This is a genomic window from Flavobacterium sp. SH_e (assembly GCF_025717045.1).
Lineage (GTDB): Bacteria > Bacteroidota > Bacteroidia > Flavobacteriales > Flavobacteriaceae > Flavobacterium.
In genome coordinates this window covers 272,087-284,975 of record NZ_JAOVZN010000005.1, presented here as the reverse complement: position 1 = coordinate 284,975, position 12,889 = coordinate 272,087, and the positions used below count along the sequence as shown (strand labels likewise).

The following is a 12,889-nucleotide window of genomic DNA, read 5'->3' as shown; positions in this document are numbered from 1 at the left end:
TTTTTAATTATTAAATAAATATTTCTGAATAGTAATCACTATCGATTTTTGTTATTGATTTTACAGACGGATTTGGATATTGACTTTCTGCAGGTTGCGAAGGATCCAAATCGTTAACAGGGTCAATCTCTATAAAACCAGATCGCGTTAATGGTTTTGCAGTCTTGGTTTTAATTTCGGTTCCTGCTTTACGGTTGATGTATTTCCAGAGCGTTTTCCGATTATCAAAATGAATTTTAAAATTCGGACTTATCATTTTGCCCAAATCGTCTATACTATTTTCTGAGCTGTTGTCACCTTTAGCGGTAAGCGAAATAACTCCAAAGACATTTTGCTGTTCAGACGGCTGCAGTATTGAAAGTAAGTCGGCAGTGGTTTTTTCAGATACTAAATAGGCATTTGAAATAAGTTTGTTGTCACTTATTTTCGGAATATATTTAAATGAAACGGGTTCAGTCAATGGTTTTACATTACTGAAAAGATATGCTTGAGTAAGAGCAAAATCAAGATTAGTATAATTTTCAAATTGATAGTCATTAATTTTAATTAAAAATGTTAGGTTCAAATCAGCAGGGACTTTTATAAATGGATCTAATTCATCTTTTAGTTTAATATATATTCCGAAACCTGTTTTGGTTTTTTTGAACACCATTTTATAGTTTTTGAGTACAGTGGTGGTTTCTAAAGTTGGCGTTATGGCTATAAATGCATCTGCACTAAATTGCTGCATCATTTTATCTTTTTTATCATCTGTCATGCTTGTAAAAGTTTCCTCTCCGTTATTCAAAAAATAATTATGAAGAAGCGTTACTTGAAACAACAATCCGTATGTAGAAGAATAACTCATGACTGTTCTTTTCGTTTAGTTACTCCTGTAAATTCGCCAATAAGCTGTCCTTCTGCTTGTGCAATATTGCGCTCAATTTGGATCATGCTCAATTTGTATAAAGCCGACGGAAGCTGTTTTCCGCCGAGTGTTCCCCAGATATAATTTAATTCCTCAAAAGTGGGAGTATAGAGTTCGACCGTAAATCTAAAGTTGTCTACATTGCTCATGGAGCTGCTGTTTCGGTTATAAATAGTATTGGCTTGAGTAAAAAGTTTTTTTCCCTGAAAAAATTCAATAATCTTTGAAATGTCCTTAAGGGAGTTTATATATTTATCTCTATTGGCACTAAAAAGGATATAGAGATTTAAGTTGATAATTCCGTTTTTATAAATTGTTTTTACATTGTCAATAGTATGGTTTGGGAAGTTTTTTAAAGTAGCTTCTTCTGCTAAATTGATTAGTGTAAGTACAACAGAATCTTTTATAGAGGTTGAATCTGACTCTTCATTGCGAGACTCTAGAAAAGCAATATTTTCTGGAACAACAGATTTTTCTAACCCAATTTCCTCGAGATAGTTATTTACTTGTTCTGAAATTATTTGTATTACTTCAAAAATCATCTTTTGACAAAATTTATTATAAATGCTAAATGAAATTTTATGGAAAGGAATAAGGTGTAGGGCGAAGATTGTAACTTGAAATAGGGCTTCTGACTATGCTTTAAACTGATGCTTAAAACAAGGCTTTAAGATTTGACTAAATTAGATAAATGTAAGCCTACCAGAAAAGGGGGATTTTCCCCTTTTTTAAGTGGTTAAAATACTGGTTTTTAAATGGTTGTTATTGGTTTTTAGTCTTTCGAAACCAAGAGAATTATAATCAAAAAAGCTCTAGATTTCTCTAAAGCCTTTATTTAGTGACTTGTTTTACTGTTTTCAAAAAGAATGTAAAGGTAAAGTCGACATAGTTGCGAAATCTGTCTAGAGAATACTTCCATTGATATATTTTATTTCGCCTTACTTCAAATTTAATATAATTTAGATTTTTGTAACTAATAACTAAATAAGCATATTAGACTTTATTATTGTTATCGATTCTTAAACTACATTGGAAATTTTACCATAATTCTTGTTTAGATTTTCATTTCATAATTATTAATTTTATAAATACCCAATAAGATGAAAGCCAAAACCTATTTCTATTTCTGTCTATTTTTAGGAGTTTTTACTATATCCTGTTCAAAAGACAACGATTCAGATGATGATGATACTATTACCACAGATAATCCTGTTACAATAAGTGCAACTGCTGCAAAGGGAACTGCCGAAGGCTCATCAGAAACTGGGGCAGACGACGACGATATACTTGCAAATTCAACGTTTTCATCTACAGTAAAAATAATCTTTAATGGTACAAGTGCAACGGCAGAAAATGAAGTCGCTGGAGTTACAATTGCCATTTCTGGGGCAGATGTTACTGTTACTTCTTCAGTTGCTGAAGTAGCTTATGAAGTAATTGGAAGCACTACAGATGGAATGCTTAAAATCTACAGTGATAAAAAATATAAGCTTACTTTAAGTGACGTTTCTATCAAGAATAATGACGGACCAGCAATAAATATCCAGTCAGGTAAACGTGCTTTTATTGTCGTTAGCGGAACAAACACATTAGAAGATGGAACAACTTATGCTACTTCTACAGAAGACCAAAAGGGAACTTTTTTTAGCGAAGGCCAACTTATTTTTTCAGGCAGCGGAACTCTGAATATTGTAGGAAACAATAAACATGCTATTGTATCAGATGACTACATACGTGTGCAAAGCGGTACGATTAATATAACAAAAGCTTCTTCAGATGGTATTCATGCAAACGATGCGGTTTATATCGACGGAGGCACTTTGAATATTAATGCTTCAAGCGATGGTATCGAAGCCGAAGAAGGACATATTATCATCAATGATGGAACAATCACTGCTACTGTTGCTGATGACGGAATAGTTGCTTCATACGATACCGATGACACAATTGATCCTTATGTTGTAATTAATGGCGGTACTATTAATGTTACCACAACAGGTGAAGGAGGAGAAGGAATAGAAAGTAAAAGCACCTTGACAATCAATGACGGAGAAATCTATATCAAAGCGGTTGATGACGCAATCAACGCTGGAGATGCAATTTACATTAATGGAGGAACTATTGTTGCTTACAGTACAACAAATGATGGAATTGATTCTAATGGTACGCTTACCGTAACGGGCGGAAAAATCTTTGCGATAGGAGCTAAAAGCCCTGAAGAAGGTTTTGATTGCGATAGTAATACATTTAAAATTACGGGCGGATTGCTAATTGGTGCTGGAGGAGCAACCAGTTCACCAACGGCAAGCGTATCTACACAGGCTTCTGCTATACTAGACGGTGGAAATTCTGGTACTATATATAGCGTACTAAATAGTGATAACGCAGAGGTAATGACATTTAAATCGCCTGCAAGTTTTACGACCTTATTATTGTCTGGCAGTGCATTCAGTTCGGGTAAAACTTATAAATTGGTAACGGTTTCTAGCGTTAGTAATGCAACGGAGTTTAATGGATTATATTTAGGAGGAACTTTTAGCAATCCTACATTATCCTCAAGTTTTACGTTGACGTCTATGGTAACAAAAATTGGAGGCAGTACAGGTCCTGGGAGACAATAGTTGTTTTTTAATAATTTATTGGAAAGTTCATTCGCACGCGGATGGACTTTTCTGTTTTAAATTTATCCTGCAAATGGGCAAAACTGAACTATTTATAGCTAATTCTGACAGATGCTACAGAAAGAAGCTTTGTACGATTCCTTTTTTAACTTATCTTCGCTTTTTATACATTTCTGAATACATTTAAATACCTTTAAAACATAATCTGTGAAAAATAATCATGATGCTGTAGAAGAGAATCAGCTTAAACGTGGACTAACTAATAGACACATTCAGTTAATTGCCTTAGGCGGATCTATAGGAACAGGTCTTTTCCTTGGCATTGGTCCAGCGGCCGTATTAGCAGGGCCATCTGTTATTTTAGGATATGCTATTGCCGGAATTATCGCTTTCTTTATTATGAGACAGCTTGGCGAAATGGTTGTGGAAGAACCTGTATCAGGAAGCTTTAGCTATTTTGCTTATAAATATTGCGGCTCATTTGCAGGTTTTGCATCAGGCTGGAATTATTGGATTTTGTATATTCTCGTTAGTATGGCCGAACTTACAGCCATTGGGGTTTATGTACAGTTTTGGTGGCCCGAAATTCCGCTTTGGGCATCCAGTTTATTTTTCTTTCTGGTTATTAATGCCTTGAATTTTGCCTCTGTAAAAGTGTACGGAGAAACTGAATTTTGGTTTTCAATTATAAAAGTTGTGGCTATTATTGCTATGATTCTTTTTGGTGCATATTTGCTAATAAGCGGAACAGGAGGAGAGCACGCTACAATTAATAATTTGTATAACGATGGAGGTTTCTTTCCAAAAGGTTTCTTCGAAAAAACGGCAACTGGAGATTTTCAAGGTTTATTGTCAGCAATGGCTTTGATTATGTTCTCTTTTGGCGGTTTAGAACTAATTGGAATTACTGCCGCTGAAGCAGAAAATCCAGAAAAAAACATTCCAAAAGCGACCAATCAGGTTATTTATAGAATTCTTATATTTTATGTTGGCGCATTGGTCATTTTATTTGCTTTGTCGCCTTGGAGACAAATTACGACAGACAGCAGTCCGTTTGTGATGGTTTTTCAAAACTTGAACGGAATGGAATTTGAGCTTTTTGGACGCAAAATATTTTTTACAAGTCTTATCGCTAATGTGCTTAATTTAATTGTATTAACCGCAGCTTTATCAGTATACAATAGTAGCGTATACAGTAACTCGCGAATGTTATTTGGTTTAGCAGATCAAGGAAGTGCTCCTCAATTTTTAAAGAAGCTAAACAAACAATCAGTTCCAGTTAATGCTATTTTAATTTCTTCTTGTTTTGCTGCGATCTGTATTTTAATCAATAAAGTAATTCCAGAAGAAGCTTTTAGTATTTTAATGTCTTTAGTAGTGTCTTGCTTAGTGATTAACTGGGTTATGATTTCGTACACGCATCTGCAATTTAGACGCGCCAAAGACAGAGAAAACACCAAAACGAAGTTTGCTTCTATATTTTATCCTGTAAGCAATTATATCTGTTTCATATTTTTATTAGGTATTTTATCCATTATGTGGATGACGAATATGAAGATATCTGTAGAATTAATTCCGATTTGGCTGGGGATTCTTTTTGTGTTTTATAAGGTTTTTAAAACGAAGGAATAAATAAGCTTTTACTTTTCTCACTTTCCGAAAAGTATAAACTGAAAAGTTGCGCAAATGTCTTTGACTTTGCGCATTTTTTTTGTCTGTTAAGATATACTTTGCGGGCACGGATTACAAATTCGCGCGATCGGGTTTGTTGTTTTTTTCCAAAGCATATAAGTTTAATTCACGCATGCAATTAAGTACTGTGTCAGCTGATACTTTATTACCTGATTTTTGAAGTTCAACTGCTATACGCATGGATCCGTAACGCATTTTTGAGTTGATAAATATAGAAGTAATTTCTTCTTTTAGTTTTATTTTCCATTTTTTCCTTTCGGAAATATAATTGTTTTTCCACTTTTTGTAACTATCTAAACTAATACCAAGTGTTGAACACATTAGATAACTTGAGTATTTTTTTTCATTTTCTTTTATATATTGATATGTCGCTGGTAATCCTTTATTTAGGTAATCTATTGCACCATTTATAATGTCAAATTTAATATCCGTTTTTTTTATTTCTGTTTTAAGAGCGTATATTTTTTTTTCCTGTTCCGTTAGTTTTGTTTTTCCTAATAAAGAAAAATTTTCTTCACCATTAATAATAAAATTTTTTCGCCAGTTTATAATCGAGTTGCTTGTTATGTTGAATTCTTTTGCGAGGTCTTCTTGTTTTCTTTTTTCAAAACTTAACTTTACGATTTTTAATTTGAAATCATTATTATAACTTTTTTTGCTTTGTTTCATTACTGTAAACGTATTTTTTTTAAATCAGATTTCTTGATTGAATTCTTCAATGGTTTTATAATTAAGTGAAGAATGTCTTCTTTTCTTGTTGTACCAGTTTTCGATATAATCAAATATTTCTGCTCTCATTTCTTTCGGAGATAATAATCTTGTCTGCTTTTTTATTAATTCTCTTTTTAAAGAATTAAAAAAGCTTTCGGCAACTGCATTATCCACACTATTACCTTTTCGACTCATGCTTTGAATACAGTTGTTCTCTTTTAAAATAGAGGAGAAAATTTTATTCGCGTATTGTGTTCCTCGGTCAGAGTGGAATAATAAGCCTTCTTTTATTTGGCGGTTATTTCCTGCCATTTTCCATGCAGGTAAAATAGTTGTATTAGTTGAAAGTCCAGAACTAATATTCCAGCCAACTATTTTACGATCATAAAGGTCTATAATTACAGTTAGATACAAAAAGCGTTTATCAATCTGCAAATAAGTGATGTCTGAAACCCAAACTTGTGAAGGTTTAACTGCGGTAAAATTTCTGTTAAGTATATTTGGCGGAATGTATAGATTATGTTTAGAATCTGTAGTTACTTTGTATTTCCTTTTGACTTTGCGTTTAAGCCCCAGTTGGTTCATGAAAAATGTAACTTGATCTTCGGAGATTTGCAATCCTCTTTTATTTAGCTCTCTTGCAATTAATACACAACCTTTATATTGCTTAAATTCATAGAAGATAGAAGTAATTGCCTCTTTGAATTGGTTTAATTGGATTTCTCTTTTTGATAATGGATGTTGGATTCTTAAATTGTACATTGAAGTGGAAACTCCTAAAACATTACACATTATGGTAATCGGATATTTCTTTTTATTCTGATTGATAAAATTGTAAATTGCCTTTTTGCCTTCATGTTTAAATTTTATTCCTTCCTTAATTATGTTTAATCTCAATTTTGATTCTACAAGTTTTTTTTCTAGCTCAAAAATCTTTAAATCATCATAGTAAACTCTTTTTTTACCTTTTCCTGGAAAACTTCCTTCTTTATATTGTTGGTAGGTTACTCTCCATTTTGATAGTAATTTTGGTGTGATGTCAAGTTCTTTAGCAGCTTCATTAACACTTTTTTTTCCATAACTGAGAAGAACTGCATTCTTTTTAAAGTCAGATGTGTATTTTTTTTGTATTGATCCCATCATTTATTACTATTATGTATTACTGATTTACATTTGAATATAATCAAAATAAAAAAGAGACTTTAAAGTCTCTTTCCAAAATCAATATATCTTTATAAATAACTATTTCCCAATCAATTTCTCCAACCTCACCATCATTTCCTCTTTTTCCTTCAACATCCTTTCATACAAAGCAATTTTTTCATCATATAGTTGAACAATTTTGTCAACAGGATTGAAAGATGGTTGGTAGCTAAATCCAGAAGCAACGGCATTATCTTTAAAATCTTCGAATGAATAAGTATTAGAAATAATATTTATAGCTTGTTCCTCATCAAAATTCTGAAAAGCTTCAACAGGAATTTTCAATACAGCTGAAATTTGTTTTAGCAAACTGTCTTCAATTACATCTTTCTGCTCCAGCATAGAAATTTTCTTTTGGTTCCAGTCTTCTCCCAGATCATAAGCTAAAGCTTCCTGCTTTATGTTAAGCATTTCTCTAAAACGTTTTACGTTTCTTCCCTGATGTATTTTCTGTTCCATAATGAATATTGGTTTTCTAAAAGATCAAAGATAAAGCCATTTGGCTAAAAATCATGAGTTTCAAAGATAAAAAAATATCGCAAAAAAGAGTCTTTTTTGTCAGAATAATATATCTAGTTTTTGAATAGTTTATTCTTTTGAAATAGAAGAATTTCGCTACATAAATTAAATCTATTGACTATGAAAAAGAATAAAATGTATTTCGAAACCAGCTTTTGGGCAGGAAATATAGAAGGAAATCCATTTAAGGTAATTAATGCCTTTTTTGCCTATGCACATCTCGATTATTATAAACAAATTTTAAGCGAAGCGGTAATTTACTGCTATAAAACAAAAGTCTACAAACAGGAGAATCCTTCAGATGTTTTTATTTTGTATTCGGTTCTCAAATCATTCCTCAGAGTTTGTTGCTGTTTAAAAGAGAAAAGTAAAAAATGGAACGTAAAAGAATCTTTGCCACAAGAAAAGGCTTTTCAGCTTTCTTCTCTAACTAAGGAAGAATACGATAATCCTTTTATAGTATTTCAAAACGCATTTAATGAAAAAACGCTCCAAGAATTTGAATTATTTCTATATCAAGTTCTAGAGTTTTCATTGTCGCCTCATGCCGCAGATCCAGATCCTGATTTGATGACGCCTTATATTCATTTAACCAAAATGCTCGATGCAGTAGAATTAATAAAAGAAAGGGGAGTGGAGAAAATCAAGAAAAAGATTCTGGTTGATTCTGTAACGGAATAAAGATTACAAATGGGTGCGATTGGGAGGAAAATAACCATGAAATCAGGTATTGTTTTCTGTATTTGGCGTCAGTAAATTTGTGGCTAATCAAATAAATCCCAATGAAAGTTAACAGTTTAGATCGTTTTTTATTAATGAAATTAACATTTTTAAAAAATATAAAAGCAATTTTGGTAAAACAGCTTTTGTACGTAATAATGCTGCTTCCATTTTTTGCATTCAGCCAAAAAGAAATTATACCGGGCAGTAAGGATATCAATACCAAGTATATCAAACCCGGAAAATCACTCTATACCGTTTATTATGTAAAAGGTACAGAATGGAAAAATATGGGAGCATTGACCTACGATATTGTTTTGGCTAACAATCAATTGACTTTAGACAATACTTTTACTCCAAAAGACAATGGAAAACCAACCACACGTATTAGTACAGCAGATGCGCTAACATTGAAAGCAATAAGTTATTCTGATGAAACCAAAAATGCAAAACTGAACCTTAACTTTGGCGAAACGATTACAGGTAATTTTTATTCGAAGAAAACCAAAAAAGATAAAAAACTGAAACTAAAACCTACTCAAGAATTTTTTGACTTCAACTGGACTGATCATTTAATTGGGACATTGCCATTGGATGTAGGATATAAAGGCCGTTTTCCACAATTTTATTATAATGATGAGTCAAATGTGCTTGTTGAATATTATACCATAAAAGAGGTTAAAAGTTTCGTTTACAATTCTCCAAGAACTGGCAAGCATGAAACATGGATTGTATCGGTTCTGGAAGAAAGCACCAATGCTTTTTACAATTATATTATAGACAAAAAAGATCACCGTTTATGGCAGCGAGAAATGTCTATGGCCAATGGAATGTGGGAGATAACGGTCAACGAAGAGTTGGATTATCAGCCTATTAAAAACAAATTTAATAAAGAGGAAGTTGCTCGACAGATTTCGAGCGGAAATGGTGTTATAATTGGCACAGCATACGCGCGATCTGATTCTGGTAAAAGATTGGGAGGTTTGGTTAATACCGCTAAGAAACAATATGCGCCAAGAGGTACCGAAATTACAATATTTCCAAGTTCAGCTTATTATGAAGAATGGTTAGAAGTGAACAAGAAAATTCGCAAACAGAAAAAGATGCCAGAAGTTCCTTTGGATAGCGATTTTGGTTATTCGGTTAAAAAAGCTAAAGTTTATGATGATCAAGGACATTTTGAGTTCGCAGATCTAATGCCAGGAACTTACATTGTTATGGTAAGTTTTGATTTTACAAACTCTTATAATTATTCATACGTGTCTGGATATACAAATTATTATAATTATTTCGGTTATCAAGGCTCTACAACAAATTATGGTACAGCAAAACAATCTTATACGGATAAAGCCAATATAGAGAAGCGTGTAACCCTTGACAAGGATGGAGAGAAAAAAGAAATCAACTTAAAAGAAATGTAACAAAAATAAAGCCGTATCGAACTCTGTACGGCTTTATTTTTTTAAATGACTTTATTACTTATTCGACGATGTAGAAATCTATCACAGAATGAGTTATTTTATTTAAAATAAATATATACTTTTATTAGCTGATTATAATTGACTAACTAGACCAAAAAACATGAATTCTCAAAACCAAAAAAACGAAATAAACCGACGCAAGTTTTTGCAAAGCAGCGTAAAACTAGCAGCTGCTGGAATTTACCTAGGCATGTTTGGCATGCCTGATCTATTTGGAAATGTCTTGACGGATAAAGTTGCTAAAGGCATTCCAGATGTTAAGCTAAATAACGGTTTAAAAATGCCCATACTCGGCTTTGGAACTTACGCACTAAGCGGTGATGTATGCCAGAAATCTGTAGTTGAGGCAATCGCGGCAGGTTATCGCCTTATTGACACCGCTAAAGTATATGGAAATGAAGTAGAAGTAGGGAAGGCAATAAAACAAAGCGGAATTGATAGAAAGCAGCTTTTTGTTACTTCAAAACTTTGGGTTGATGATGCTGGTTATGAAAACGCTAAAAAAGGATTTGAAGAAACGATTAGAAAACTAGGGCTTGAATATCTTGATCTGTACCTAATTCATCGTCCAAGAGGAGATGTAAAAGGATCGTGGAAGGCAATGGAAGAGCTTTACAAAGCTGGAAAAATCAGAGCTATAGGAATAAGTAACTTTAGCCCAGAGCAACTGAAAGATCTTTTATCTTATGCTGAGGTAAAACCTGCAGTGAATCAGATTGAAACTCATGCTTATTTTCAGCAGTCCAATGATTATAACGTGTTAAAACAACATAATATCCAAATGGAGGCTTGGGCGCCTTTTGCGGAAGGCCGAAATGGTCTTTTTACAAATGAAGTATTAACTCAGATTGCCAGGAAATATGGAAAGACTACGGCACAGGTAAGTTTGAGATGGCATTACCAGCGCGGTATTGTTAGTATTCCGAGATCTTCGCAAAAAGCACATATTCTAGAAAACCTTAATATATTTGATTTCAAGCTTGACGATGCTGACATGAAAGCGATTGAAAAATTGGATTTAAACAAAACCCAGTTTCCTGAATGGAGCTAAAATAAAAATGGTTTGATAGCCGAAAAAAGTACATGAAAAACTCTAAATCATTGATTTGGAGTTTTTTTTTGTCTCTTATAATACGAAATCAAAATCATTTTATACAAATTGGCTTATTTTCAAGTGAATGTATAAGAGATTTTAAAGCAGTCTTTTTGTGTCGTATAGGTATGTATAATGCATTTTAATGTTGCAAGTTATAATATGCAACCACTTTTTTTGAGTTTGTAAAACATGCTGTTGTAAATTTATTCTTTCAGGCAAATCTAAAATTGGATAGACCGTTTCAATAGAAAAAAAAATGTACTTAACCTTTGGCTTTGCCAGATGTTGAGGCTTCATAACATGTTAAAAATCAAATTTAAAAATAGGAACATTAAGTACATAATGACAATTAATCCAATCATAATATGAAAAAGAAATCATTACAAATTGCCGTTTTATTTTTGGTTGCACTTGGAATAGCATCTTCATGCAAAAAGAAAGCCGAGGAAGAAACTGTTAAAACAGAAGCAGCAGCACCCGTTGCAGCCACTTTAGAAATAAAAAATACAGAATCAGGCAGCGACTTTTCGCTCGTGCTTCCAAAAAGAGAGAAAATGAGTCCTGAATATGCACAGAAACTTGGGGAGTTTGCATACGTTTGGGCATGGCCAATGATAAATATGCTAAATCGACGTACAGCAATAACACAAGCGCCTCAGCCAGCATATTTAAACGGCGTTTTGCCAGTCGCTCCTCAAGGTCGATTAGCGATGCTTAACGATTATATTACGCCAGATGAAACGTTTGTTACCTGTCCCAATCAGGATGTGGTTTACGGTCTCGGATTTTTCGATTTAGATTCACAGCCCGTAGTGGTTCAGGTTCCAGATTTTGGAGATCGTTTTTGGGTATACGCCATGTACGATCATAGAACAAATCAATTTGGAGAGTTGGGTAAACCTTATGGCACTAAACCTGGATTTTATCTGTTAACTGGTCCTAATTGGAAAGGTGAAGCACCAAAAGGAATAACTGATATTGTAAAATGCCCAACGACACTGGCCAATATTATCCCAAGAGTATTTCAAAATGATAACAAAGAAGACAAACAAGCCATTCAGTCTGCTATAAATCAGATTGTAGCTTATCCTGTTGCTGAGTTTGATGGTAAAATAAAAACCGTAGTGTATAAGAATCTGCCATCTATAAAAGGTCCTGCTTCTGATGGTAAAGAAACAAAATGGGTTGTTCCTGAAAAGTTTTTTGATGAGAATGAATTGGGAAAAGTATTGGAAATTTTACCACCGCTTAAAGGTGAGGAGGAATTATATGAACAATTGAAAGAATTAATCGCAGCCACTAAATCTGATCCGGCAATAAAAGAAGCATTGATCAAAACAGCACAAAAAACAGAAGAAACTATTATACATAGTTTCTTCCTTTGGAAAAATAACGGAGTGGCCGCAGGAAATGGCTGGAATCGTTCCTTTTACAGTGCAGACTGGACAGGTTCAGGAAGCTATGATTATTACAACAGAGCTGCAACTGCAAAATCAAACATGTTTGATAACAGACCAAATGAAACACAATATTACTACACAGATAATGCTTCGGATAAATCACAGTTAGATGGCAAAAATAATTATACCGTAACTTTTGCAAAGGGAGAAGAACCTCCTGTACAAGGATTTTGGTCGCTGACTTTATATAATGAACATCATTTATTTTCTAAAAATAAAATAAACCGCTATTCATTGGGTACAAAAAACAAAGGCCTTAAAAAGAATGCAGATGGATCTCTGACGATTTACGTAAGTTCAACATCTCCTGGAGCTGATAAGGAAAGTAATTGGCTTCCATCGCCGCAGGGAACATTTTCTTTATACATCCGTGCGTATTGGGGTAAAGAAGGAGTTACTAAAGGTACATGGACACCGCCGGTTATTACTAAGATTTAAATTCTTTGGTTTTCTGAATATTATAAGTTTTTTATTATTAG

At 33.3% G+C, this 12,889-nt stretch carries 11 protein-coding genes; 6 read left to right on the top strand and 5 right to left on the bottom strand.

Features of this window, described 5'->3' with window-relative positions; translation table 11 throughout:
* Positions 1 to 10: 10 nt before the first annotated feature.
* A complete protein-coding gene (locus OD917_RS09155; protein ID WP_263523237.1) occupies positions 11 to 847 on the bottom strand; it encodes a hypothetical protein in 837 nt (278 codons plus the stop codon).
* Positions 844 to 1,449, bottom strand: coding sequence for a DUF4255 domain-containing protein (locus OD917_RS09150; RefSeq protein WP_263523236.1), 606 nt, complete (start codon positions 1,447 to 1,449; stop codon positions 844 to 846). Before OD917_RS09150 ends, OD917_RS09155 begins: the two co-directional genes overlap by 4 nt.
* 558 nt (positions 1,450 to 2,007) lie before the next feature.
* Between OD917_RS09150 and OD917_RS09145 the strand changes: the two genes are divergently transcribed.
* Both OD917_RS09145 and OD917_RS09140 read left to right on the top strand, forming a co-directional pair.
* Positions 2,008 to 3,528, top strand: a complete 1,521-nt coding sequence (locus tag OD917_RS09145) for a carbohydrate-binding domain-containing protein (protein ID WP_263523235.1) — start codon at positions 2,008 to 2,010, stop codon at positions 3,526 to 3,528.
* A gap of 207 nt (positions 3,529 to 3,735) precedes the next feature.
* Positions 3,736 to 5,160 carry an amino acid permease gene (locus OD917_RS09140; RefSeq protein WP_263523234.1) on the top strand — a complete coding sequence of 475 codons (1,425 nt, stop codon included), beginning with the start codon at positions 3,736 to 3,738 and terminating at the stop codon, positions 5,158 to 5,160.
* A gap of 111 nt (positions 5,161 to 5,271) precedes the next feature.
* On the opposite strand, the gene OD917_RS09135 is transcribed toward OD917_RS09140, so the two are convergent.
* From OD917_RS09135 to OD917_RS09125, 3 genes are all read right to left on the bottom strand, one after another.
* Positions 5,272 to 5,889, bottom strand: coding sequence for an IS3 family transposase (locus OD917_RS09135; RefSeq protein WP_263523233.1), 618 nt, complete (start codon positions 5,887 to 5,889; stop codon positions 5,272 to 5,274).
* Between the two features lie 24 nt (positions 5,890 to 5,913).
* Entirely contained in the window at positions 5,914 to 7,071 is a 1,158-nt protein-coding gene (locus tag OD917_RS09130; RefSeq protein WP_263523554.1) for an IS3 family transposase, read from the bottom strand.
* Positions 7,072 to 7,173: 102 nt separating this feature from the next.
* Entirely contained in the window at positions 7,174 to 7,593 is a 420-nt protein-coding gene (locus tag OD917_RS09125; protein WP_263523232.1) for a helix-turn-helix domain-containing protein, read from the bottom strand.
* Between the two features lie 180 nt (positions 7,594 to 7,773).
* Here OD917_RS09125 and OD917_RS09120 point away from each other — a divergent pair, with 180 nt between their 5' ends.
* The 4 genes from OD917_RS09120 (at position 7,774) to OD917_RS09105 (ending at position 12,848) form a co-directional block, all read left to right on the top strand.
* Complete coding sequence (locus OD917_RS09120) at positions 7,774 to 8,334, top strand: hypothetical protein (RefSeq protein WP_263523231.1); 561 nt, start codon at positions 7,774 to 7,776, stop codon at positions 8,332 to 8,334.
* A 101-nt stretch (positions 8,335 to 8,435) separates the two neighbouring features.
* Positions 8,436 to 9,794, top strand: coding sequence for a hypothetical protein (locus OD917_RS09115; RefSeq protein WP_263523230.1), 1,359 nt, complete (start codon positions 8,436 to 8,438; stop codon positions 9,792 to 9,794).
* 259 nt (positions 9,795 to 10,053) lie between these two features.
* On the top strand, positions 10,054 to 10,905 hold the full coding sequence (locus tag OD917_RS09110) for an aldo/keto reductase (RefSeq protein ID WP_263523229.1): 852 nt from the start codon (positions 10,054 to 10,056) through the stop codon (positions 10,903 to 10,905).
* A 410-nt stretch (positions 10,906 to 11,315) separates the two neighbouring features.
* Positions 11,316 to 12,848 (top strand): DUF1254 domain-containing protein, encoded by a 1,533-nt coding sequence (locus OD917_RS09105; RefSeq protein ID WP_263523228.1) that lies wholly within the window; start codon positions 11,316 to 11,318, stop codon positions 12,846 to 12,848.
* The last annotated feature ends 41 nt before the right edge of the window (positions 12,849 to 12,889 follow it).